This is a genomic window from Pseudomonas sp. W2Oct36 (genome assembly GCF_041060465.1).
Taxonomy (GTDB): domain Bacteria; phylum Pseudomonadota; class Gammaproteobacteria; order Pseudomonadales; family Pseudomonadaceae; genus Aquipseudomonas; species Aquipseudomonas graminis_B.
In genome coordinates, this window is the sequence record NZ_JAUERW010000016.1 from 34,625 (window position 1) to 58,082 (window position 23,458).

Here is a 23,458-nt window from a genome sequence, read left to right on the forward strand (position 1 = left end):
GTAGCGCGCGGGGGTCGGACGTGAAAGCCGCTATCGTTCGACCCATTAATCTATGTTTTTCTAGATTTTCGAGCCCGTAGCCCCTCTTTTATGACAGATGAAACGATTAAGCTCAACCGCATGACGTTAGCCTAGGTGCGACAACGTGCCCGGTTGTATCGCCTGAGGGGCAGAAGGACCGGGCGGTCAGGGGTTGCGGTTTATTCATGAAAATAAATCCGCTTTTTTTGTGGAAAGGGCTCTATATCGGCGTTCTCGGCGGGTTTTTACCTGATCAGTGGAGAAGTGCTTTACCGAAGGTGCCACACCGCGAGATTGAGAGCGTTCAAGCCGACCCCTTCCCGGCTGAAGCCGGTCCTACAATACGAGCGCGTCCCACCTGACACACCGCGTGCGCTGTTAGTGGGACCGGCTTTAGCCGGGAAGGCGTTGGATCTCGCACCGCGCACGTGATGGCGTCACCAGGATGGGCGGATCTTCCTGTACCACGGCCAGGACGAGGAACCGGTGAACGCGTCTCGCATTTGCCCGGCCGTTATCGCGCGGGCAACGGTGTCAAATGCGAGGGCGGTTCGCAAGGCAGGCCAGCAACGTTTTGGTAGACGGGCTGGCGCCTGCAAGCCGACGTGGAGGTGTTCATCCCGTGCCTGGGTCGAGGGCAGGTGGCGAAAGGGATGTTTGCCGCTTGCCAGTTCGTAGATCACACACGCCACCGCGTAGATGTCAGCGCTTGCCGACAGCTGCCGGTGTTCAAGCAGTTCAGGTGCGGCGTAGCCCGGAGTCCAGGCGTTGAAGCGCTCGCGGCTCAGGTGTGGCAGGCCGGGCAGTACGCCCTCCTCGGCCCTGCCAAGGCCGAAGTCGAACAGGCGCACGCCGTTCTCGCTGAGCATGACGTTGCTCGGTTTCACATCCCCGTGAATAACACCGCAGCCGTGGGCGTAAGCCAGGGCGTCCAGCAACGGCAGCACGATCTGCCGCAGTTCTTGCCACGGCAGCCCCAGAGGCCGCTCGCAAAGAAGTTGGTCCAGCGTCAGACCTCGCATCAGTTCCATCGTGATGAAGGCGCGCTCGCAGGCGGTGTCGACGTGAAATCCGTGCACACGCAGCACGTTGTCATGCCGCAGGTAGCGGGTCAGGCAAAACTCGCTGTAGAGCACGGCGCCGGCATCGGGCGATTCGGCGAAGTCCTGGTTGAGGACCTTGAGCGCGACATACGGGTCGGGATCGCCGTACTGCTCGGCGAGCAAATCGCGGGCGCGGTAGACGGCTCCCATGCCGCCGGCGCCAAGCAGTCGTTCAATGCAGTAACGGCCTGCGAGAACGTCGGGCATTGTGTTGAAGGCCGATGGGGCCGACAGGCGAGCGGGTTCACGATTTTTCGACTGAGCGAAGGCGTAGTAGGTGAGATCGCTGGGCGGGTCATCGTCGGGGGGAGTAACGAGCGCTTGTCCATCGGGATCTGTTTGCAGAGGATCGGTCATCCGCGGATCACCACAGCCGTCAGGTTATCTCGGGCGGCACCCCGCAGCGCGTCATCGAACAGGCGCTTGAGTGCCATTGCCGGCAGAGCCAGACTCAACGCGTGGCCCAATGCATCGCTGCTCAAGCCCTGATACAAACCGTCGCTGCACAGCAAGAACGCATCGCCGGCAAACACCTCAAGCTCCAGCACCTCAAGTGTCAGGTGTTCGGCAGCGCCCACCGCTCGGGTCAAGGCGTGCCCGCCAGGGTGGGCCCGGGCCTGTCGAGCGTTCATCTGTCGTTCATCGATCAGTTGCTGTTGCAGCGAATGGTCCCGGGACAGCTGATACAGCCGCTGACCGCGCCACAAATAGCAGCGGCTGTCCCCGGCCCAGACGCAGGCCGCCCGGTTTTCCTCCACGAGCAGTGCGACCACCGTGCTGCCAATGATGCTGTCCTGTCGGCCTGCATTAACGGTCAGCTCCTGACCCAGCCGCCGGTTCAGCCAGTGCAGGCAATGTCTGACGCCGATAAGCCTGTCATCGAAGTTTCCGTGCAGCGGCAGCTCCGCCAGACTGGCGACGATCATCTGGCTGGCGATGTCGCCCCCTTGGTGGCCGCCCATGCCATCGGCGACCACCCACAGCCCCTGCTCGGGACACTCCAGAAACGCATCTTCGTTACGTTCCCGGACCTTGCCGGCGTGGGTCCGGGCAGCGCTGCGCCAATGGCCGACGACCGCCATCAGAGTTGTGCCGGCATGCGGAAGCTGCGCAGCATGGCCATGTCGAACGGGTTTGGCGAGCGCTGGCTCGTCAGCAGGTAGCTGGCACGCAGCCCCCCTACGTCGGCCTTCAATACCAGGACGTCTCGACCGCTGAGTTCCTCCCGCTGCATCGAATCCAGCAACCGGAACAATGACCACGGTCCCGAGCTTTCTTCGATACCCAATGGGCGGCCCACCATTCTGTCGAGCACCAGGCTGGTTCGACCGGCCTGGGCATCGGTGGGCCACTGAAATGACACCGGGACAATCGGGCCATGGCGGTATTCGAGGGTCTTGTCGCCCAGCTTGAATTCGGAACGGCTGACAGAAGAGTCCAGGGTATGGGGCTCAAGTTTGAACTGCAGCTGTGGCTCGGCCGGGTTGTCCGCAAAGAACCCCTGCCGGATGACCCGGGCCGCGCCCAACTGATCGAGATACGCACGGGAGATCGGCAGGCTTTGCCCGTCGATACTGCGCAGACGGTAACTGCCCTTCTCGCCACTCACGAACGGCCGCAGAAAACCGTCGAAGAAGCGGTCTGCGACGCCCTGTACCTTGAAGAACTCGCGAAAATCACCGAGTGCGACATCGCTGGCACTGTTGGCGTTGAACGGATAACGCTTGCTGATCGCCTTGGCGTAAAAGCTGTACACCTCACTCTGGTAGTGCTGGTTCACGTGTTGATAGGCGTCGCGAAGCACCAGCCGCCATGAGTCCTCGGCCAAGGTGCTGAACCACGCGCCCACCGGACGCGGCAGCCGACTGGATGCCGCACGCAAGGTGCCCAGCGCATCACGCTGCCCGCCCATGCGTGACTTGGCCATGTCGAATGCCGCCTGCTCCGGCGAGCTGGCCCTGCCCAGACTGGCCATCTGCATTTGCAGCTCGTTGAGCACTGCCAGAACGGGCACCAGATCAGCCGTCGGCCCGTCCTCGTCGTCGAGCAAGCGGTGCAACGGATCAAAGCGCGTTTGCAGGGATTTGCGCGCGGTATCCGGGACGGAGGCACTCAAGGCTTCAGAACCCTTGCTGGACGCAGCCACCGCCAGTTTGCCGGCTTTTCCCCCTTTGTCCGCCACCTGCGTGGCAACATCGATGGCGTTTGTCAGGGCCTCGGCAACCGGGGTGAAGCGTGTGTTTTCGCGGACTTCCCTGAGCAGGTTGATCACTGGCGAATGGGCCGACGTCAGGCCCGCCAGTTGCTCTGCACTGTCGGCGAAATCGTAGGGTCCGGGCAGCTCGACCGCGCTGACCGCTTCGCCCCAGTAATCGGCGTAATCGCGGAAATAGAGCTGTTCGAGCTCCACCATCAGACGCTGCATGTCCATGCCACTGAGGCCGGCGCTTTCACCCAGCACCCAGTTGTCCCGCAGGATATCGGCCACCACCCGGGAGCCGTGCACCGAGAAGTACTGCTCGTAGCCCTGTCGGGTGTAGAACCCCGGAATCACATAATCGGCGCCGACGAACAGCGCCGCCTGCGGCCCGAGGTGCTGGTCGAAACTGTAATCCGGCAAGGTACCGGCCTGCTCGCGCAGGATCCGGTAGACAACGTTCGCCAGGGACTCGCCGCGCAGGACCTGCCGTGCCTGCGACACGCGTTGATCATTGAGGGCATGGACGAAAGGCAGCTTCAGCAACCGTTCGAAGTGGCTGTTCAGACCGTCTTGCACCGCGACATTGCCGGGGTACAGCTCGGACCCATCAGCGGCGACCCGCTCCCTGAGCCACGTCGCATCACGCCGGTCTTTTATGCCGAGCATCAAATAGGCACGCAGGCTTTTGAGCAGGCCCTCACGATTCTCAAGGTTGGCGGCAATCTGCCCCTCCAGCATCATCGCCACCTGAGGCAGCAGCAGACGCTCCAGCTCGCGCACGTAAGCGCCTTCCACAACCGGATTGACTGCTTCGCCTTGATAAAGGCCGCCACGCGCCTGGTAACCGACGTCCCCTTTGCCTGGGAAAACCTGGGTCGCCGCGTAACGGGTGTCCAGCACTTTGAGCACTGCGACAAGGTCAGTCTGGACCGTGTGCGCCGACCGCTGTTCGGCCCAGGTTCGAGCCAGGGCACTCACACTGTCGAGCCGTTCATAGTTGCTGGAAAAACTCACGGCCCAGAGGCTGCCAAACAGCGCGAGTGACGCCAGCGCCCCTGCATATAGTGCGCGCTGGGCCCAGTGGATACGGCTGCGCTCGCGGGTGTCCAGGCCGGCAAGGTCCGCCTCCGGGAAGATCACCCTGCTGAGCAGGTGGTTGATGAAACGCGAGCGCCTGCTGCCCAGAGTCGGCAGCGATCCCGTGCTGATCCCCGGACTCACACCCCTGCCGACCGCAGGCGCGTGCATGTCCTGCTCAAAGCCGGGCGCGCTGGTGAGGTAGAAGCCCCGCAACTGGCTGGCTGACTGATAGCGATTGCCAGTGAAGGCCAGTTCCACAAACACGCACACGCGCTCGCCGATTCGACTGAGTTGATGGGGGAAGTCGAGAATGCCGCCACGGCGCGAGGGATCACGCTCTTGATGGATGCGGGTGATCACCTGACTGTTAAGCCGCACCAGCAGTTCGCCGAATTCATCGCGCAACACCTCGGCGTCAGTGCCGCTCTGCCCTTTGCGGAAGGTCGTACCGAGGACCTGATCACTTTCCTCGCGGGTCAATTGATCGAAAAACGCGTCGAACCCCGGAAGACTGTCGGCCTTGCTCAGCACGAGGTAGACCGGCACCTCGGCGTGCAGCTTCTGATGCACCTCCTGCAAACGCGTACGCACCTGCCGTGCGAGGATTTCGAGTTCAGGGTCGCTGTCGTGGAGCAGCGTGTCGACAGGAAGTGTGACGAGTACGCCGTTCAGAGGGCGGTTGCGGCGATATCGGCGCAGCAGGTCAAGCAGCGTGCACCAGGCGCTGCGGTCGATGTCAGTGCCGGGTTGGGTCAGGTAACGGCCAGCGGTGTCGACGAGCACGGCATTGTTGGCAAAATACCAGTCACAGTGGCGAGTGCCTCGAGGGTCACGGGCGAGTGTGCGCTCGGCCTTGTCGAGCGGAAACTCGAGCCCTGAAAAGTCCAGCAGGCTGGTCTTGCCGGCGCCCTCGGGGCCGATCAGCAGGTACCACGGCAGCTCGGTGCGCCAGTGATCACTGCGGCCGCGATACAGGTCTGAGGTCTTCAGTGTTTTCAGCGCGTCCTTGAACCGCGTCGTCAGTTCAGCCTGCTCCTCGTCGATCTGATCGTCGCGCTGCATGCGCGCCTGACCGTCCTCACTGTCCTCCACCGCTTTCTTGCGCTCTCCGGCACGCCAGCTGACATAGACCATGGCAAGGCCCCAGAGCAGGCACAGCGAACTGATGGTCAACAGCCGAGAGGTTGAACTCTCCCAGAACTTTCGATCGTCAACCGCGAGGGCCGGCCCGACGAACCAGACCGTGAGCGCCACGAGCAATAGCAGCAGGAGCGTCCACACCCACGTCTGACGCAAAAGCGCGCCGGTTTTCTTGAAAAGGTTTTTCATTACACGTCTCTGTTTACGGCTGCGGCTGCGATTGCGGCTGAACGGCAGGCTGATCAAACGGCTGATAAGGTTGCAGGACGGCGTTCCGGTGCTCGCCGAGCACCCAGGCAAAGCCCGAATACATCACAATCAGACAGACCAGGGTGAAGCCCACGACCATCCCGCTGGGCACGATGCGCACCAGGTCGCGGCGCTGGTTGCTCAGGCCTTCCCAATGGGGCGACAGCTCGCGAGGCGCATCACCGCGCAGCTGACGAATTTGCCGGTAGACCGCGTCGCGGATGTTCTCGAGTTCCTGCACGCCACGGGTCTGCACCCGGTAGCGGCCCTCGAAGCCCAACGACAGGCAGAGGTACATCAGCTCCAGCATCGGCAGATGCTTCACCGGGTTCTTCGAGAGTCGATCCAGCAACTGGAAGAATTTTTCGCCGCCGAAGGTTTCCTGGTGAAACCTGCTCAGCAGGCTCATCTGCGACCACTCGCTTTCGTTGCCCCAGCCACTCGTGACCACGGCCTCATCCAGCGCTGTGCAGAGCACATAACGGGCACCCGCGACCTGACTGGTCTCGGCGCCGTTGTGCAGCGCGCGCGCTTCAAACGACTTCATCACGCGGGTCAGATGCTCATGGAGCGCGCCCATGTCTTGCGGGAGGTCCCCGCGCTTGAGCCGTACCACCTCGGACAACAGCTCCGATGCAGCGGCCACGAGCGGGTTCATGCCGACATTGAACGTCTGCGCCGGACGCAGGTGCGCGGCGTAAATCATGCGTTCTTCCAGTTGCTCGAAGCGCGGCGGCGGCGTGGAATCCGTGATCGGCGCCGATGCGGGGCCATGACCCTGTCGGCTGACCAGCACGGTTTTGTGGTCCTGGCGGTAATCGTTATCCCTGATCATGACGGTCAGTTCCTGATGGCCCAGAATTTAAGCTCCAGCTCGGCGAACTCACCGGACACATGGAACGCGAAACCGCCGGAGCGCTCCAGCTGCGCCAGGTCTTCGGAGCTGAGTTCGAGGAGGAAGTAGGTTTTGTTCGAATGAAACGCAATTTGCCGCGGCGCCACCGGCAACGGGGTGAGCTTGATGCCGGGCAGGTGCAGGTTCACCAACTGGCGGATACGCTCCACCGATGCAACCTTGAAATGCGCCGGCAGACGATGGCGCAGTTCCTCGGAGTCGCAATGGGCACTCGCCGCCAACACAAAGGAGGCCGAACCCAGCAGCGTGCGATCGTGCAGCGGCGAGACCGTGATGCCGTATTGACGCGGCTGCAGCACCAGCTCGATCGCGTGCTGCTCCAGCACCATCGACAGCATCTGCCGGAGCGCTTCCATCAATTTGCGGAAGCTTTCCCCTTGATCGCTGTGCCGATAGCGACTGTCCAGACGCGGCCGCTTGCTGTCGCTCGAGAAGGTCGCCAGATCGCCCAGCAGGGTCAGCAACACGCGGTAGAGTGCTTCCGGATGCACGTGCTCCAGACCCAGGTAGTGACGCAGCAGCAGTTCGGCGCGATTGATCAGCTGAAGCATCATGAAGTCGCCCACTTCGGCGCCGGCGACCGTGCCGCTGGCGCGGATGCGCTCGGCGATGCTGTCGCCCCGGTGACTGAGCATGCTGATGACTTCCTTCAGGCACGACAGCAGATAGCTGGAGGCATGGGACTGAAGGTAGGTCGGAACGAAATCCGGGGCGAGGCTGACCACACCATCCGGGGTGGTGTCGAGCACATCGCAGATCTTCAGCTTGACGTACGCGTGGTCGCTCTGCTGTTCGCCCAGCAGCAATCTGAAGTCGGGCCGACCGCAGCTGACCTGACACGCCGCGTCATCACCTGCATTGGAATCGGCGACTTGCGCTTCGTACGCGGTGTAACGCGCCAGCACATCGGACTGCTCCGGACGCCGCGCCTCCACATGATTGCCGGTGATCAACGGCAACGCCAGGTAAACAGGCGTGTTGCCGGTATTGGGCGGTATGTCGAGGGCCAACGACTGGGTGTTGCCGCCCAACTCGAACACGCTGCCGTCAGGGAGAATGCCCGACGCCTGGCTGATGACCAGTTTGCCCATGTTGAGAAACTGCAGGTCGATCTCCAGCGTCAAGAATCCCCAGGCATAGCCACCCATCAAGCGAGTGCGGACTTTCAACTGGTGGTCGTAGTACCGGTCGTTGTGCTGGAAGTGCTGCGGACGCAGCAGCATGCCCTCCTGCCAGATGACTTTGTGAGTATTCATGGCTGGTCAACCGCCTCGGCGAGCGTTTCATGGGAAGGCCGAATGCCGTTTTCATCGAGGGTCAGATCGACGTCGGTAGCGGCTTGCGGCGCGAGGTAAAGCGTGGAGCGCCACGACGCTTGTGACAGGTCGCGGTACGCCGCCACAACGCCGACGTAGCGACTGCCCTTGTGCACACTGAGCTTGAGCTCGACCGTTTCGCCCGGGCGCAGCTCAAGCTCCTCAGTGGCGACCAAGTCCGGCGCCAAGGACTCTTTGGCCCGCTCATACAGGCTGAAAAAGTCAGCGTTCTCGAAGGCCACTGCATGCTCGAGCTCGTACAGCCGGACCACAACGGGTGACGGCCGGCCGTTCAGATCGGGATTCAGCTGATCGCTGGCCATGAGCCTGAGGTTGAGTTTGGTCAGGTGTGAGTACGGCGACAGCGTCGAGCAACCTGCCAGCATGAGCAGAACAATCAACGCAGTCAGCGTATGTAGGAAGACAGTTGAACGGCGAAACATGCGCTTCATCCCTGATGATCTGTGTGGAGGGTGGAAATCAGACGAATTTGCTCTTCATAGGCCTGGGCGAAGTCCCGCGCCAGCAAGCGTTCACTCCAGTCATTGTCCTGGCGCAACGCCTGGTGGTAGCGGCCGAAGGCTCTCCAGCGACTGCCGGAGGTCACGAGCAGTGGCGGGTTATCGCGCTCGAATCGCAGGGCGAGTTGCTCGGGTGAAAAATGTTCCAGCGTGGCGCGGGCTGCTGCGCGACTGGCGGCCAGCAAGGCCACCTGGTGCGCCTGCACGTCATGGAATGCCCGGTTTATCGCCAGCTCGGCGGGCAGTTGCCCGGGCTTGCCAGGGCGCAACAACGCCGACAGTGCTTCTTCAGCATCGACCGCCGACTTCAGCGGATTCCGCTGAGCGCCCTGCACGGTTGTCTGGGACAGGCGCAACTCGTTTTTCAGCTCGCTGCGGGTGTGCAGGTTCTGCTGCAGACCGCCAATGCATTGCCTGAGCAAACGGCCGGCATTGAGCGCCAGCATTTCCCGGGCATCCTGATCAAAGTCGTCGAATTCGATGCCCAGCGCTTCGGCAAACCGGGTCCAGAAGTCATCGGTCTGGCGCTCGACTTCACTCACTGCAGGCGCCGGTGGTGGCTGTGCCGCGGGATCTTCGACCAGCTCTGGCACGCGCAGGCTTTCCATGTCCACCCGGGCATAGTCCGCACGCTGTTGACCGTCCTTGATGGCGCCACCTGGCGAAATCAGTTCGTCGATGTCTGAGTGGACGCGCTCCTGCTGATCGAGCGCATTCAGCGGGTCGAGGTCCAGAAACGAGTCGTCCGGGATGATGCTGCCGGCCGCATAAATACGACCCACGTCACCGTCGAATGAGGCCGGGTCCCGTGTGAGCCGGGCACGCAGTTCGAAATCGCCCAGCACATACAGACTCCCATGCTCGATGAGCACGGCCTTTCCCTTGGGCAGCCTTGCCCTGCTCTCCCCGCTCAGCACGCCATTGCTGCTGGTGTCGGTGAGATAAAAGCGGCCATCGCGGTAGCTGATCAGGATGTGGTGGTGGGACACGTGCCGATTGCGGTCAGGAATGACCCAGTCGCAGTCCTCGCCCCGTCCGATCACGCCGCCCGCCTGCCTGAAGGTTTTTTGGCTCTGCTCTGCTGGCACAAACTGCCGGGCGCTGAGCATCTCGAAAACCAGTTCCATGGTGATTCTCCTGGCGGTCAGTAATTGCGGTTGGCCGCCTGCGGATCACCCAGCGGGCGATAGCTGTTGTCGTTGAACGTGTAATTCCCGCTGCAACCCGAAAGGCCACAGTGAAGAACAAGGGTGAGCAGAACAGCGTTCCGGTGATGAGCAAACATCAGAGGGTCTCCAGGGGTGAGCACCAGGCGCCAACGGTCGGCGCGAGGGAAAGCAAGTGGGAAAGAAATGGTTCGGGGCTACGCATTGACTTCACCCGGATTGATATTGAGGCGGCCAAGGCGGTACAGCAGCGTGCGCCTGGGCAGGCCAAGCTCGCGGGCGGACAGGGTCTGATTCCCCGCGTTTTTACGCAGGCAATCGAGCAGCAAGCCGCGTTCGACCTGCTCAAGACGTTCGCGCAGATTCAGGCGGGCATCATCAGGGGCGGCCTGCGCGCGGAGGGTGAAATGCTCGGTGAGCAATTCGTCGCCTTCACACAGCAGAACGGCACGTTCAACCAGCCCCTTGAGTTCGCGAACGTTGCCAGGGAAGGCATAGCCAGAAAGATAATCGAGCGCGGCGTCCGACCAGCGCAGTGCATCCCGTTGCAGAAATGCGCAAGCCTTGTCGGCAAAATGTCGGGCGAGATCGACGATGTCATCGCCGCGCTGACGCAGAGCGGGCAACTCGATGGGGAATTGCGAGAGGCGGTAGTAGAGGTCTTCGCGAAACGTGCCTTCCCTGACCATGACCGATAAATCCCGGTGGGTCGCTGCAAGGATGCGCACGTCTATCTTGTGCGTATCGTTGCAGCCCAGCGGGCGTATCTCGCCCTCCTGCAGCACCCGCAGCAGCTTGGCCTGCAGCGACAATGGCATGTCGCCGACCTCATCGAGCAACAGGGTCCCGCCGTTGGCAGCGTCGAACAGCCCGGCGCGATTACGCAGGGCACCGGTGAACGCCCCTTTGCTGTAGCCGAACAACTCGCTTTCCAGCAGGCCTTCGGGCAGTGCCGCGCAGTTCTGCACAATAAAAGCCTGAGAGCGACGCGGACCATGGTCGTGGATGGCACGTGCCACCACCTCCTTGCCCGTGCCCGTTTCTCCGCACAGCAAAACGGTATACGGGCTGTGCAGGACTTTACTGATCATCGAACAGGTCTGGCGCAGGGGCGCGCTTTTGCCGATCAATCCATAGGCGCTGATGCTGGGCACACTGACGGGCACGGGTCGTGAGTCATCGGTACGGCGTTTCAAGCGCTGAAGAAGGTGCAATTGGCGCAGCACGAACGTGCCCAGTCGGCCGAGGGAGTCGGCAAAAGCGTGCAACTCGAGGTGTCGAGTGCTTGCGCAGACGAGCAAGCCTTCCACCTTCTGCTTATCACTGACGATGGGCACACACAGCAGCGACTGCCAGGGCACGGCTCTGGTCGGCAGGAACCTGGTTTCATGCAGGCTGCCCGGCAAATCGGCAAGGCACACAACGCGGTTTTGGCACAGCGCAAACTGCAGCAGCTGCTCATCGTTGTAATCGGCGGGCAGGTTTTGTCCCTCGCGGGGTTGCAAGCTGCCCTCAAGGCACTCGGCGGTCATCCCCAGACCCGTATGACCCGCATCCAGCAGATAAAGCTGTGTCAGCTCGCACCCGCTCAAATCGGCGAGCCCCAGCGCGAAACCGCCCAGCAGCGCCGCATCGTCGCTGGCGCAGGCGAGCCGGGCGAATTGCTCCAGCAACGCTTCGGCGTAGGCCAGCGGCTGCGGGACCTGAATGAACATCGCGCCCACCTCAGGCAAACTCGCAGGTCACGGCGGCTTCGTGATCGACGGTTGCGTGCACGGACGTGAGACGTTGATCTGCCGCCATCGCATCGAGCAACCGGTCAGCCACCTGAGGCAGTACGTGAAGCTCCAGCAAGTGGTCGATCAGACGTGCGCCGCTGTCACTTTGGCTGCAGCGCTGCACCAGATGATCGACCAGCGCCTCGGAAAAGGTGAACGCCAGCTGACGGCGATTCAGACGCTCGCCCAGGCGTCCCAGTTTGACCTCGATCAGTTCGCGCAGCACTGACCCGCTCACGGGGTAATAGGGGACGACGCGCATGCGGGCCAGCAGCGCCGGCTTGAAGTGACTCGCGAGCACCGGACGGACAGTGTCCTCTAGCACCTGCGCAGCGGGACGCGCGCCGTCGGCACAGAGGTCACTGATGAGGTCGCTTCCCAAGTTCGAGGTCATCAGGATCAGCGTGTTGCGGAAATTGATCTCCCGCCCTTCCCCGTCGTTGGCCACGCCCTTGTCAAAGATCTGATAGAACAGATTCAACACGTCCGGATCGGCTTTTTCGACTTCATCGAGCAGGACCACGGAATACGGTCTCTGCCGCACCGCTTCGGTGAGCATGCCGCCCTCGCCGTAACCCACGTAGCCCGGCGGCGCACCAATCAGACGCGAGACGGTGTGCTTCTCTTGGAACTCGGACATGTTGATGGTGGTGATGAACCGCTCGCCGCCGTACAGCAAGTCAGCGAGCGCCAGCGCGGTTTCAGTCTTGCCCACACCGCTCGGCCCGACCAACAGGAACACGCCCACGGGTGCGTCGGGTTTGTTAAGACCGGCTGCGGTGGCCCGCATCGAACGATCAAGGGCGTGCACCGCGTGCTCCTGACCGCGAATACGGGCGCTCAAGTCCCTTGAAAAGCTGGCTATTTTGGCATTGTGCTCCCGCGCCAATTGCGCCAAGGGCACGCCGGTCCAGGCACTGATCACTTCGGCGACAAGCCGCGGGCAGACTTCGAAGCTCACCAGCCGCTCCCGGGCCTGGGCCTGAGTCAGGGCGAGGTGAATCTCATCGCGTGCGGCTTGCAGGTCTTCGACAGTGTGCGGTTCATCGACATCAACCGCCTGCGCCATTCGCTGACGCAGCTCCAGCAGGCGCTCGGCCAATCCCTTCTGTTCAAGCCAGAGTGACTGGAGCGCAAGGCGTTCTTCATCCGCAGCGCGCAAACGGTTTTCCAGTGCATCCAGTGCCGGATGATCAACGAGCAAACCGGCTTCGGCGTCACGACGCAGCGCCTGACGCTGGCGGCTGCCTTCAGCCAGTTCATTGCGCAGACGCTCAAGACGTTGGGGGGCGGCGGCGAGGCTGATGCGAACGCGTGCGCACGCTGTGTCGAGCACATCGACGGCCTTGTCCGGCAACTGGCGGCCGGCGAGATAGCGGGCAGACAACTCAGCGGCGGCGACCACTGCGTCGTCCCGCAGATAGATGCCGTGGCTCCGCTCGTAAACGTGAGCAAGGCCACGCAGGATGGTCACTGCTTCATTGATGGTCGGTTCGTGCAACCGCACCGGCTGGAAGCGGCGGGCCAGCGCCGGGTCTTTCTCGATGTATTTTTTGTATTCAGTCCAGGTCGTCGCAGCGATGGTGCGCAGTTCGCCACGCGCCAGGGCCGGCTTGAGCAGGTTGGCCGCATCGGAGCCACCCGCCTCCCCCCCGGCCCCGATCAGGGTATGGGCCTCGTCGATAAACAATATGATCGGTTTGGGCGACGCCTTGACCTCGTCGATCACGCCCTTGAGGCGACGTTCGAACTCCCCTTTGACGCTGGCGCCGGCCTGCAACAGCCCCATGTCCAGCGACAGCAGCTCAACGTCCTGTATTGCCTGCGGCACTTCCCCGGCGACGATACGCGACGCCAGCCCTTCAACGATTGCCGTCTTGCCGACACCGGCATCACCCACCACGATCGGGTTGTTTTTCCGCCGACGGGCGAGAATATCCACCATTTGCCGAATGGCGTCGTCACGGCACAGCACCGGGTCGAGCCTGCCGTCTCGGGCCTGTTGGGTGAGGTTATGGGTAAAGCGGGTCAGCAGTGACTCGCCGACCCCATCGCGGTTGCCGGCGTCGGAATGGGCCTTCTGTGACAAGGCGAATGCTTTCAAGCGCTCGATGTTCAGTCGGGCGAGCAATGCCTGATAGCGGCTGCCCGCGTAACGCATGGGGTTGCGCAGTAACGCAAGGATCAGCGCCCCTTGTTCAACCTGGGTCTGGCCCAATTCAAGGTTGGCGACCAGCAGCGCATCCTGCAGCCACTGCACCAGTTCCGGGGCAAATACCGGGCTGCGGGACGCACTGTGTTCCATCCGCATCTGCAACGCGGCGCCAAGTTCACCCGCGTCCACACCGGCATCCTGCAGCGCGCGGGAAAGCAGGCCCTGTGGGCGCTCCAGCAAGCACAGCAACAGGTCCTCGACAAGCACCTTGCTACCGCCGCGTCCCACGCAGCGCTCGGCGGCGTGCTCCAGGTCGCGACGGCTTTCGGCGTCGAGCGCCTGAATAAGTTGTTGCAGGTTGATGTTACTCATCGTTCGGCTGTCCTTAATGATTGGCTGCCCAGGGTGACCACGCCGTCCGCGCGGTCGCGGCCCAGCCAACTGGTCCATCCCAGGCGACACGCGTTCTGTCCGGCCAGGCGCAGTTCGCGAATTTCTTCCTGACGCAGCGCCAGGCGAACGTCGTAATCAAGCGGGTCACGCAGCGTGAATCGCACCAATGCGCACAGCGGTTGGTAACCCGCGCCGATGGGCAGGAACTCGTGGAAACGCTGCCAGCCAAGCTCTCGAACATGAATGCGGAATTTGCCACTGCGGTCGCGGACGTGTTCGCCAAGCACCATGTCCTCGCCGAGCTGGCTGTTGGCTCGGCCAAGGCTGTTGCGCTGCTCTTGCAGAATGTCCACGCGACGCTCCATGCATTGTTCAATCGTCAGTGCTGCGTGTTTGAAGTAGTACCGCAGCACCGCCTCGATCAGCGCTGCCGAATGCGCGCGCAGGCTGAGCAATCCCAGGTAGGGCAGCAGTCGCTTCCAGTTCAGCTCCCGCGCCTGTCGAATCTCCTCGCTGCCCAGTCCGATGAGCGCGAACAACTGCGACGAAAACGGATCGATCGCGCCGCTTTCAAAACAGGCGCGGTAGCGGTATTTCTTCCAGATCGGCAGCATCAGCCGATGCAGGCGGTGGTGAAACAGGTCCAGGAACTGGCGGGTCGGGTTGCCTTCCTCGCTGTCGCCCAATGCCTGCTCGCTATAGAACGCAGGCAAAGGCGATCCGGATCCGACAAGTCCCGGCAGGTTGAAGCGCAGGCGTGCACGCATCAGCCCGGACGCTTCAAAAAACTCCACGCGGTCCACATCACTGCCCGGAAAACCGAGGCTCGGGTTGGCCTGGAATTCCAGCTGGTCATACAGGTCGTCATCGCTCAAATGCGGGTGCGCCATGCGCAGCCGGTCGATGACCAGCAAGACGGCCTGAAACAGCGAATATTCGCGTATGCCTTGGGTCAGCCCGCTCAAAGCAGGGGCTGCAGGCCCATACGGGGTGTCCATTGGTACACCTCTCCCTGTGTGCTTTTCACGCGCAGCTCGTGATACGAATTGAGGCTGGCGTAAAGCGCAAAAAACTCATTAAGAACGGAGGCGAACACGAACACGTCGCCCTCGCCGATATAGCCGTGCGGGTCGATGGTTAGCTCGGTGCGCAACCCGCGTACCGGCAGCCCTTTGTGCAGCCGGTCGACATGCTGGTGCCGGATCGACTTGAGCCCGCCCAGCAGGCGCTTGCTGACCTTTTCTGCGTGCGGGTCGTAATAGCGCGGCAAGTCGTAGGTTTCGAGGATCACCTTCAAGGCATTGACGTCCGCCAGGGACAGGTAGTTAAGCGACATGTTGCTGATCAGCTTCCACAGGAAGTCGCGGTTCAGCGGCGGCGCATAACTGGGCGTGGCCGGGGTGATATTGCGGAAGGTCAGACCTTCCGGTGTCTGTTCGCAGGCGATGCAAATGTCACCCAGCTTGAGCTTGCGCGGCAGGTTCTGATGGGTGCACGTCATCTCGATCGACAGTGTTTCAGAGGCTTCGGTGTGACGGATGCCGAAGCTCAGGTAGGTGTCGAGGCCATCGTGCAGCGACGATGAACGCTGGCGAATGCTGTAGTGCGGACGGCGGTTCGGCACATCGAAACTGGGGTCATGCTCAAAGGACTCGAAAGGCACGTAGGTTTCGTAACCCAAGCCACCGGGCTTCCAGCCGATCACCGATTCGACCGAAAACACGCCGCAATTTTCCGGGCTATAGAGCGCCGGCATCAGCAGGTACTCGTCCTGTTTGCCCTCGAGGCGGATCGGCGTGGCGTCATGTTTGAACAGGTTCACGATGGGCGTGCAATGGAGCTTGACGTTGTCCAGCGTCGGTCGCAGGCGCTGCACACCGCTCTTGCGAATGTCGAAACGCAATTCAAGCCCGCGTATGCGTTTGAGCGTTTCTTCCGGCAATGCAGCGAGCAGGTCCAGACCATTCACGTCCACAAACAGAAACTTGTCCTGGAAAGCGAAGTACTCCTGCAGATAGCGGTAACCGCGGAAGGTATTCAGCGGATACGGGATCAGCGCTTCGTCTTCGGCAAACCCCACGGGCTGGATACGGTCGCCAGGGATGCTGAATGACATGGGCAGGCCGTTGACGCCCTGGATGGGCTTGCCGTCCCCGTCCAACGGCACCAGCTCGATCCTCTCGAGATTGCGCAGAAGGCTCAGATAGAGCATCTGGCTGATGTAACGCTCGCCGGCAAAATGCAGGCGCAAACGGCTCAATTGCAACTCACCAAAATGGCCTTCGCCGCTGATCTCCAGCCGCAAACTCAACAGTGAGCCCTCGCCCTTGACCGAGTACGTCAGTGCGACCAGGTCGAGCGCCTGGACATCGGTCGGGTAGCAGGTGCGGAAGCGACACTGCACGCCATCGATCGGCACGCTGTCCACCGGCGTATCCCGCTCCACCCTCAGCGCAGGCCCTGCCAGCTTCAGCGGGTCAAATTGCAGAATGCTGAAGGCAGGCAGCGGCTGCATGTAGTTGGGCCACAGCAGTTGCATCAGCGAATGACTGAGCTCGGGCAGCTCGTCATCGAGCTTCTGTCGCAGGCGTCCGGTCAGGAACGCGAAGCCTTCCAGCAGCCGCTCTACGTCAGGATCCCGTCCGGCCTGCCCCAGAAAAGGCGCCAACGCCGGGCTGCGCTCGGCAAACAGACGACCTAGCTGGCGAAGCGCGGTGAGCTCGCTTTGGTAGTAGTGGTTAAAGGACATGGTTTTACCTTCGAGCGCAGCTGTTTGGTTCAAGGGTGGTCGTTGCGGAAAACCGCCTGCTGGTGCCTTCCGTCATCGGGTGCAGTCACATGAAACGTGGCCTGACATCAGGTTTTTCTGTGGTTGACCTGTACCTGACCGCCGCCCTCCAGGCAGGCGGCGAAAGTGACCTGACGCTTGAAACCCTCAACCTCCAGCAGCCCCTCGATACGAAAGGCGAGCCGAAGCTGATCGTTTTCGTGGGGCAGCGCGATGACCTGGACGCTGCTCAAGCGTGGCTCGTAGGTTTCGATGAAAACCTCAATAGCGAGCCGCGCGTTGGTCAACGCGTCATGAAGGCTTAAACGCATGTCGTTGAGATCCGGCAGCCCGTAGTCGATAAGCGTCTGAACGCTGCCCGCACGGGTGCTGAGCATCTTGGCCAGATGGGCAGCCACCGATGCCGTCGCAGCGTCTTCGCGGCTCCAGCCAACGCGCTTGTCGGCGTCGCCACCCAGGCGTTCAAAAAGGCTGCCGTACCCAGTCATGCGTCGACCCCCTTCACTCTTTGTCCAGCTTGCCCACCAGCGACAGGGTGAAATCGGCGCCCATGTATTTGAAATGCGGGCGCACGTTCAGGCTGACGCGATACCAGCCGGGTTCACCCTCCACGTCACTGACGATGATCTGCGCGGCACGCAGGGGACGCCGACCACGGACTTCAGCGCTCGGATTCTCCTGGTCGGCAACGTACTGGCGAATCCACTTGTTCAGCTCCAGTTCGAGGTCAGTGCGTTCTTTCCAGGAACCCAGCTGCTCGCGTTGCAGGACTTTCAGATAGTGAGCAAGACGGTTGACGATCATCATGTACGGCAGCTGGGTGCCGAGTTTGTAGTTCAGCTCCGCCGCCTTGCCCTCCGCGCTGGTGCCGAAAAACTTGGGTTTTTGAACCGAGCTGGCGGAGAAGAACGCCGCGTTGTCCGAGCCCTTGCGCATGGTCAGGGAGATAAAGCCCTCCTCCGCCAACTCGTATTCACGCCGATCGCTGACCAGGACTTCGGTCGGGATCTTGGTTTCGATTTCACCCATGCTTTCGAAGTGGTGCAGCGGTAAATCTTCGACTGCGCCACCGCTCTGGGGGCCGATGATGTTCGGGCACCAGCGGAATTTCGCGAAGCTGTCCGTCAGCTTCGTACCGAAGGCGTACGCCGTGTTGCCCCACAGGTAGTGCTCATGGCTGTTGGCAACGGTTTCCTTGTAGACGAACGACTTGACCGGATTCTCCTGCGGGTCGTACGGGTTGCGCAGCAGGAAGCGCGGCACCGTCAGCCCCACGTAGCGGGCGTCTTCCGACTGACGGAAGCTCTGCCATTTGGCGAACTGCGGGCCCTCGAAATGATCCTTCAGATCTTTCAGGTCTGGCAGGCCGGTGAAGCTTTCCAGGCCAAAGAACCTGGGGCCGGCGGCGGCGATAAATGGCGCGTGGGACATGCAGGCCACGCTGGAAACGTACTGCATCAGCTTCACGTCCGGGGCGCTGGGGGACATGAAGTAGTTGGCGATGATCGCCCCCACAGGCTGCCCACCGAACTGACCGTACTCGGCGGTGTAGATATGCTTGTAGAGACCGGCTTGCATGACCTCGGGGGAATCTTCGAAATCTTCCAGCAAGTCCTCTTTGGACACGTTGAGGATTTCAATCTTGATGTTCTCGCGAAAGTCGGTCCGCTCGACCAGCAACTGCAAACCACGCCAGGACGACTCCAGAGACTGGAAGTCCGGGTGGTGCAAAATCTCGTCCATCTGACGCCCTAGCTTGGCATCGATCTCGGCAATCATGCGGTCAACCATTGCCTTCTTGACCGGCTCACCCGCATTTTGGGGTTTGAGCAGTTCCTCGATAAACGCCGACACGCCGCGCTTGGCGATGCCATAGGCATCCTCATCCCGAGGCAGGCGGGTTTCGGCAATGATGCTGTCGAGAATGCTGAACTCGCCGGGTTCTTTGCCCTGCTGCTGCGCTGGTCTAGTACTCATGATGTTGGCTCCTTGGCAGATGGACTCAGGTGTCCTGGGCGGCGGCGTTCAAACCCAGCTCGCCCAGCACGCGACCGCGGGACTCGTCGTTGGCGAGTACGCCTTCAATGGCTTTGCGAAAAGCGGGCGCGTTACCCAGCGGTCCTTTGAGCGCCACCAGGGCGTCGCGCAGTTCCATGAGTTTTTTCAGTTCCGGCACTTGGTCGACCAGCGAGGCCGGATTGAAGTCCTTCATCGACTTGACGTGCAGTTGCACCGCCAACTCATCATTCCCTTCCTCCGCCTGGAGACGGTTGGGCACGCTCAGCGTGAGGCTCAGGGCCTGCTTCGCCAGCACCTCGTCAAAGGTCATCTTGTCGATGCTGATGGGCTTGCGCTCTTCGACTTTTCGCTCGTCTTTTCTTAAGGTGTAATCACCGATTGCGAGCAGCTTCAAAGGCAGCTCGATCTCTTCCTGCGCACCCCCCGTGGCGGGCTTGAACGTGACGTTGATACGTTCTTTGGGGGCTACCGATCCTTCTTTGGCCATGGCCGTTCTCCTGGTAATTAGGGCCCTGGGGCCTATTCAAGTACGACTTCGAGGTCGAGGTGGCACAGCCTGCGATAAACCTCTTCCTTGCGTTCCCGGGCGCCATGACCCTGGGGCAGCAATTCGAAACAGCTGTGCAAGAGATGCAGCACCTGCAGCGCAAGATCAGGCTCCCAGGCATTGATGCCTGAGTCCTGCAGGGTTTGGTCGAGGGTTTCGAGCTGGGTCTTGGCGAGTTCGTATTTCCTGGCGGTGAAGCACAACCGGGCCAGGGCGAATTGCCAGAAAAATCGTGCACGCTCGCCCCGGGCGCTGTGCAGGCCCTGCTTCAGGCGCTGGACAGCGGCCCTGATGCCGTCATCGCGCAGCACCGAGACCGCGCACTCCAGGGCGTCTTCCCAGACCGGCTGGTTATCTGTGGTGTCGACGCGGCGAGGCGCGCTGGCAGCCTGCAGGCGAGGTGTGACGCTGGCGCCAATCCAGGCGCGAGTCGCAGGGTCCGCAAACGGGGTGCCGTCGTGAAAACGAAGCTCTATGACCCCGGGGAGCCGCTGAATCAAGAGCGCGAACTGGATTTCTACCTCACGCATTGCCACCTCGGCTTTCAGCGCGTGCAGGCACTCCCAGACCATTCGCTGGCCATCGAACCAGAACGGCGCCTTTGCCAGACTCGCCTCCAGCTCGATAATCAGATCGGCGTAGCTGCCCTGATCGTATCGGTCTCGATAACATTTGAGCTTGTCTGCCGGGAGCCCGCGCAGCGCGGTGATGTGCTCTGAGTTGCGCTCCGGCAATGCCTCGATCGGCAACCACAGCAATGTCCGGTTCAAACGCAATGCACGCAGATCGCTGGCTTTCTGCTTGAGCCACCAGGCACACAATGAGCGCCCGCTATCCTGCTGAAACCGCAGGGACTTTTGCGCGTCTTTCTCGCTGTCGATCAGCGCAGTTGAGGGGAGCGGCGGAGTGGCAGACGGCTTGACTGGCGCATCAGCGCCTCCGGCAATCCTGGCGTCAGGCAGGTTGTGAACCGTGTGCCGGGCCATATTTTTCAAACGCCGGGACACCGGCAAGAGCAAGGGTGCATCGTCGTCCATGTGCTGTGTGAACACCGCATCAAGGTCTTCGAGCATCTCGACGAGGCGACTGAACAGCGGCGACTGCTCTTTGATAGCGACGTCATCAAACAGCACTTGCTCAAGACGGGGGAGCAGCCAACCGATGGCTGCGGAACGGGTGCGGGCCTTGACGGGATGAACTTCATCCCAGTGGTGCACGCAAAGATGGTGAAGAAGCCCAAGTCCTGCCAACAGCCCCTGGAAAGATTCACGCTGATACAGGGCCCACGTCAGCCAAGCCCCGACGCGCAAATCTTTGGATTGGGTGCGAAGCAGGTTTTCACTTTGTTCACGCACGTTCAGCCAGTCGATCTGGGCCGTTTCATGCATGGACTGAGCTTTATTAACCTCGTTTTCCAACGCCTCGTATTCGTTTGAAAAACGAATGTCTTCACCCGCGAAGCTCACAGTGGATATGCAGGCTTGGGCAGCTTCAAGATAATATTCAGACAGTGGACTTGAATAAGACATTCGAGATCTTCAGCGTAAAAACGCGCCAACGACAGACACTTAAATCGGCGAGCCTGACAAAATTAAAATACGAGCGAAGTGGGCAACCGACATGTAACAAAACGTCTACCCATCAGAGGCCGCGAATAGTACTCAGCGGTAATTACACTATCAAGCTTTCTATAAACGCGATATTTCCACTAGCCTTGTAGGAAGTTTCTCTGAATACCGGGGATTCAGAGAGACTTCTTTCATAAATCTTTTTTATCGATGATCGAACGGCGGAAAACATAGGGTTCAGAGGTCAGAACCGGAGCCTGGAGATCATGCAGCCCCCCATGCCTGGCTGGATCATTCTTACTCAGCTGCCTGCACTCACTCGCAACAAGCACTATCACTGGGCCTCCATGCGCAAGAAGTTGCGCACTGCCTGTACGAAAAATCGCTGAGCGATAACTTGCAGCCCTTATATCCCGACCTCTGTAGCCGAATGCGCAAGAAGTTGCGCAGCGCTGTGCAACTTCTTGCGCACATCACGGCACAAAACTTTCTCCTTAACCGGCAAAGAACCGCTTAACCCCCATCAAACCCATGTTTTACAGGGATGAGTTCTTACATGGCACGAAGCTTGAACTAACACCACTGCCCAGCAGGCGGACTGGCTGTTGGGCACTTTAATTTATGAGGCAAGGAGCATCTTAATGGCAACACCAGCGTACATGTCCATCACAGGCACCAAGCAGGGCCTGATCACCGCGGGCGCTTTCACCGCAGACTCGGTCGGCAACACGTTTCAGGAAGGTCACGAAGATCAGGTCATGGTGCAAGGGTTTCAACATGAAATGATCATCCCCCGCGACCCGCAGTCGGGTCAGCCGACCGGTCAGCGTGTTCACAAGCCGGTCAAGATCACCAAGGTGTTCGACAAGTCTTCGCCGCTGTTGCTGGCAGCCTTGACGTCGGGCGAACGCCTGACCGAAATCACTATCCAGTGGTATCGCACCTCGGCGGCAGGCACACAGGAGCATTACTACACCACCAAACTCGAGGACGCGATTATCGTCGACATCAAAGACTACATGCACAACTGCCAAGACCCGTCGAACGCCCACTTCACTCATCTGGAAGACGTGGAGTTTACCTACCGCAAGATCACTTGGACCCACGAAGTCTGCGGCACGTCGGGCTCCGATGACTGGCGCTCGCCGGTGGCTGGCTGAGTCCGGCTGATCCTCAAAATCCCGGCCGGTAAGACTGGCCGGGATTTCCGAGCCTTCGCGGCGCGGGCTAGCGGATTTTGCGGCAGATGCGCTGTCCAACCCCATATTCGCGGGTTTGGCTGCACATCCGTCCCGCGCCCTGTCAGCCCGCGCCCGATGTGCTCGCCTGGAGGCCCCATGAATCTGCACACGCCCCTGAACGACGATACGGGCTCTGCCCCTCAGCAGGACTGGTTCTCAGAGGAGCACCGCGCCCGGATCGACGAGCTGATTGCCAGGCTCAACACCAGTGACACTCGGGAAAGCGTGTCGCGTTACCACGCCATGGCCGAGGGGTATTTGTTGGGACTGCTGGACAGCTATCACGTCAGCGTCGAGCACCACGACGCCGTACGCCAATACCTGCACAACCTGGCCATTGCGCGTTTGAAGGCGGTGAAACCGAAGCTGCGCAAGTGAGCCTGCACGGCTCAGCCAATGATGATCGTGCCGGCCGCAATGACCACGCACGCGAGGATCTTGCGCACGGTCAGCGACTCGCCCAAAAACAGATACCCGAGCAATGCGGCAAACAGCACGCTGGTTTCGCGCAGTGCCGACACGGCCCCCATCGGCGCGAGAGTCATCGCATAAATGACGATGCCGTAAGCAAGCAGCGACACCACGCCTCCGCCCAACGAGGCGACCAGACCGGGCCGGACCGTCAGCAGACTGCGTGCGCCCCGCAGACCGATGTAAGTGATCGGCATCAGGACACCCCACAGCGCGCACATCCACACGGTGTACGCCATCGGCGCGCCGGACAGACGCCCGCCAATGCCGTCCGTCACGCTATAGGCCGCAATGAAACAGCCGGTGCCCAACGCATACGGAAGGCTGGCCGTGTCCAGTTTCCGGCCTTTGAACGCCAGAGAAATAATCCCCGCTGACACCAGTGCAATGCCGATCATCGCGCCGGTCTCGACCACCTCCCCCGCAAATAGCGACGCACACAGCGTAATCAGCACCGGCGATGAGCCCCGGGAGATCGGGTAGGTTTGCCCGAGGTCGCCGCTGCGGTAGGTGCGCACCAGAAACAGGTTATAGCCGACATGCAGCAGCGCAGAGAGCACCGCGTAAGGCCAGCTCTCCGGCGCCGGGGCGTCCATGAACAGTACCCCGGCCAGGCTGACGATGGCCACCGCCACGCACATGATGGTCATTGACCAGAGCTTGTCATTGCCGCCGCGCAGCAACGCGTTCCAGCTGGCGTGCAGCAGAGCGGCGAAGAGGATTAACAGAATGATATGGGTCGGCATGGGCGGATCTTAGTCAGGCTGACCCACAAAACGGAAGCGA

At 61.2% G+C, this 23,458-nt stretch carries 19 protein-coding genes; 2 read left to right on the top strand and 17 right to left on the bottom strand.

Annotated elements, in window-relative coordinates; genetic code table 11:
• Positions 1-458 precede the first annotated feature (458 nt).
• The 16 genes from QWI18_RS19245 to tssA form a co-directional block, all read right to left on the bottom strand.
• Complete coding sequence (locus tag QWI18_RS19245) at positions 459-1,481, bottom strand: serine/threonine-protein kinase (RefSeq protein ID WP_369319581.1); 1,023 nt, start codon at positions 1,479-1,481, stop codon at positions 459-461.
• Positions 1,478-2,206: a PP2C family serine/threonine-protein phosphatase gene (locus QWI18_RS19250; protein WP_369319582.1), complete on the bottom strand. Its 729-nt coding sequence runs from the start codon at positions 2,204-2,206 to the stop codon at positions 1,478-1,480. The genes QWI18_RS19245 and QWI18_RS19250 overlap by 4 nt, the downstream gene beginning before the upstream one ends.
• Positions 2,206-5,733 (bottom strand): type VI secretion system membrane subunit TssM, encoded by a 3,528-nt coding sequence (gene tssM / locus QWI18_RS19255; RefSeq protein ID WP_369319583.1) that lies wholly within the window; start codon positions 5,731-5,733, stop codon positions 2,206-2,208. The genes QWI18_RS19250 and tssM overlap by 1 nt, the downstream gene beginning before the upstream one ends.
• A gap of 13 nt (positions 5,734-5,746) precedes the next feature.
• On the bottom strand, positions 5,747-6,628 hold the full coding sequence (gene icmH / locus QWI18_RS19260) for a type IVB secretion system protein IcmH/DotU (protein WP_369319584.1): 882 nt from the start codon (positions 6,626-6,628) through the stop codon (positions 5,747-5,749).
• A gap of 5 nt (positions 6,629-6,633) precedes the next feature.
• Complete coding sequence (gene tssK, locus QWI18_RS19265; protein WP_369319585.1) at positions 6,634-7,965, bottom strand: type VI secretion system baseplate subunit TssK; 1,332 nt, start codon at positions 7,963-7,965, stop codon at positions 6,634-6,636.
• Positions 7,962-8,468 (bottom strand): type VI secretion system lipoprotein TssJ, encoded by a 507-nt coding sequence (tssJ, locus tag QWI18_RS19270; RefSeq protein ID WP_369319586.1) that lies wholly within the window; start codon positions 8,466-8,468, stop codon positions 7,962-7,964. Before tssJ ends, tssK begins: the two co-directional genes overlap by 4 nt.
• Before the next feature lie 5 nt (positions 8,469-8,473).
• A complete protein-coding gene (gene tagH, locus QWI18_RS19275; protein ID WP_369319587.1) occupies positions 8,474-9,673 on the bottom strand; it encodes a type VI secretion system-associated FHA domain protein TagH in 1,200 nt (399 codons plus the stop codon).
• Positions 9,674-9,690: 17 nt separating this feature from the next.
• The gene (locus QWI18_RS19280; RefSeq protein ID WP_369319588.1) at positions 9,691-9,831 is read right to left on the bottom strand and encodes a type VI secretion protein; all 141 of its coding nucleotides are present in this window, start codon (positions 9,829-9,831) and stop codon (positions 9,691-9,693) included.
• A gap of 78 nt (positions 9,832-9,909) precedes the next feature.
• Positions 9,910-11,427, bottom strand: coding sequence for a sigma-54 interaction domain-containing protein (locus QWI18_RS19285; RefSeq protein ID WP_369319589.1), 1,518 nt, complete (start codon positions 11,425-11,427; stop codon positions 9,910-9,912).
• A gap of 10 nt (positions 11,428-11,437) precedes the next feature.
• Entirely contained in the window at positions 11,438-14,017 is a 2,580-nt protein-coding gene (gene tssH, locus QWI18_RS19290; protein ID WP_369319590.1) for a type VI secretion system ATPase TssH, read from the bottom strand.
• Positions 14,014-15,036, bottom strand: a complete 1,023-nt coding sequence (tssG, locus tag QWI18_RS19295) for a type VI secretion system baseplate subunit TssG (protein WP_369319591.1) — start codon at positions 15,034-15,036, stop codon at positions 14,014-14,016. The genes tssH and tssG overlap by 4 nt, the downstream gene beginning before the upstream one ends.
• Positions 15,000-16,787, bottom strand: a complete 1,788-nt coding sequence (gene tssF, locus QWI18_RS19300; RefSeq protein WP_369319592.1) for a type VI secretion system baseplate subunit TssF — start codon at positions 16,785-16,787, stop codon at positions 15,000-15,002. The genes tssG and tssF overlap by 37 nt, the downstream gene beginning before the upstream one ends.
• Before the next feature lie 107 nt (positions 16,788-16,894).
• A complete protein-coding gene (tssE, locus tag QWI18_RS19305) occupies positions 16,895-17,314 on the bottom strand; it encodes a type VI secretion system baseplate subunit TssE (RefSeq protein WP_369319593.1) in 420 nt (139 codons plus the stop codon).
• A gap of 13 nt (positions 17,315-17,327) precedes the next feature.
• The gene (gene tssC / locus QWI18_RS19310; RefSeq protein WP_369319594.1) at positions 17,328-18,803 is read right to left on the bottom strand and encodes a type VI secretion system contractile sheath large subunit; all 1,476 of its coding nucleotides are present in this window, start codon (positions 18,801-18,803) and stop codon (positions 17,328-17,330) included.
• Between the two features lie 25 nt (positions 18,804-18,828).
• Positions 18,829-19,332: a type VI secretion system contractile sheath small subunit gene (tssB, locus tag QWI18_RS19315; RefSeq protein WP_369319595.1), complete on the bottom strand. Its 504-nt coding sequence runs from the start codon at positions 19,330-19,332 to the stop codon at positions 18,829-18,831.
• 32 nt (positions 19,333-19,364) lie between these two features.
• Entirely contained in the window at positions 19,365-20,921 is a 1,557-nt protein-coding gene (gene tssA, locus QWI18_RS19320) for a type VI secretion system protein TssA (RefSeq protein ID WP_369319596.1), read from the bottom strand.
• Positions 20,922-21,601: 680 nt separating this feature from the next.
• On the opposite strand from tssA, the gene QWI18_RS19325 reads away from it, so the two are divergent.
• On the top strand, positions 21,602-22,120 hold the full coding sequence (locus QWI18_RS19325) for an Hcp family type VI secretion system effector (protein ID WP_065988875.1): 519 nt from the start codon (positions 21,602-21,604) through the stop codon (positions 22,118-22,120).
• Between the two features lie 177 nt (positions 22,121-22,297).
• Positions 22,298-22,579 (top strand): hypothetical protein, encoded by a 282-nt coding sequence (locus QWI18_RS19330; protein ID WP_369319597.1) that lies wholly within the window; start codon positions 22,298-22,300, stop codon positions 22,577-22,579.
• A gap of 11 nt (positions 22,580-22,590) precedes the next feature.
• Here the strand turns inward: QWI18_RS19330 and QWI18_RS19335 are convergent, their stop codons facing one another.
• Entirely contained in the window at positions 22,591-23,418 is an 828-nt protein-coding gene (locus tag QWI18_RS19335; RefSeq protein WP_369319598.1) for an EamA family transporter, read from the bottom strand.
• Between the last annotated feature and the right edge of the window lie 40 nt (positions 23,419-23,458).

What these genes read in the sequence shown, in the direction of transcription:
- QWI18_RS19245 (WP_369319581.1), bottom strand. Translation starts at nt 1,481, where the DNA reads ATGACCGATCCTCTGCAAACAGATCCCGATGGACAAGCGCTCGTTACT.
- QWI18_RS19250 (WP_369319582.1), bottom strand. Translation starts at nt 2,206, where the DNA reads ATGGCGGTCGTCGGCCATTGGCGCAGCGCTGCCCGGACCCACGCCGGC.
- tssM (WP_369319583.1), bottom strand. Translation starts at nt 5,733, where the DNA reads ATGAAAAACCTTTTCAAGAAAACCGGCGCGCTTTTGCGTCAGACGTGG.
- icmH (WP_369319584.1), bottom strand. Translation starts at nt 6,628, where the DNA reads ATGATCAGGGATAACGATTACCGCCAGGACCACAAAACCGTGCTGGTC.
- tssK (WP_369319585.1), bottom strand. Translation starts at nt 7,965, where the DNA reads ATGAATACTCACAAAGTCATCTGGCAGGAGGGCATGCTGCTGCGTCCG.
- tssJ (WP_369319586.1), bottom strand. Translation starts at nt 8,468, where the DNA reads ATGTTTCGCCGTTCAACTGTCTTCCTACATACGCTGACTGCGTTGATT.
- tagH (WP_369319587.1), bottom strand. Translation starts at nt 9,673, where the DNA reads ATGGAACTGGTTTTCGAGATGCTCAGCGCCCGGCAGTTTGTGCCAGCA.
- QWI18_RS19280 (WP_369319588.1), bottom strand. Translation starts at nt 9,831, where the DNA reads ATGTTTGCTCATCACCGGAACGCTGTTCTGCTCACCCTTGTTCTTCAC.
- QWI18_RS19285 (WP_369319589.1), bottom strand. Translation starts at nt 11,427, where the DNA reads ATGTTCATTCAGGTCCCGCAGCCGCTGGCCTACGCCGAAGCGTTGCTG.
- tssH (WP_369319590.1), bottom strand. Translation starts at nt 14,017, where the DNA reads ATGAGTAACATCAACCTGCAACAACTTATTCAGGCGCTCGACGCCGAA.
- tssG (WP_369319591.1), bottom strand. Translation starts at nt 15,036, where the DNA reads ATGGACACCCCGTATGGGCCTGCAGCCCCTGCTTTGAGCGGGCTGACC.
- tssF (WP_369319592.1), bottom strand. Translation starts at nt 16,787, where the DNA reads ATGTCCTTTAACCACTACTACCAAAGCGAGCTCACCGCGCTTCGCCAG.
- tssE (WP_369319593.1), bottom strand. Translation starts at nt 17,314, where the DNA reads ATGACTGGGTACGGCAGCCTTTTTGAACGCCTGGGTGGCGACGCCGAC.
- tssC (WP_369319594.1), bottom strand. Translation starts at nt 18,803, where the DNA reads ATGAGTACTAGACCAGCGCAGCAGCAGGGCAAAGAACCCGGCGAGTTC.
- tssB (WP_369319595.1), bottom strand. Translation starts at nt 19,332, where the DNA reads ATGGCCAAAGAAGGATCGGTAGCCCCCAAAGAACGTATCAACGTCACG.
- tssA (WP_369319596.1), bottom strand. Translation starts at nt 20,921, where the DNA reads ATGTCTTATTCAAGTCCACTGTCTGAATATTATCTTGAAGCTGCCCAA.
- QWI18_RS19325 (WP_065988875.1), top strand. Translation starts at nt 21,602, where the DNA reads ATGGCAACACCAGCGTACATGTCCATCACAGGCACCAAGCAGGGCCTG.
- QWI18_RS19330 (WP_369319597.1), top strand. Translation starts at nt 22,298, where the DNA reads ATGAATCTGCACACGCCCCTGAACGACGATACGGGCTCTGCCCCTCAG.
- QWI18_RS19335 (WP_369319598.1), bottom strand. Translation starts at nt 23,418, where the DNA reads ATGCCGACCCATATCATTCTGTTAATCCTCTTCGCCGCTCTGCTGCAC.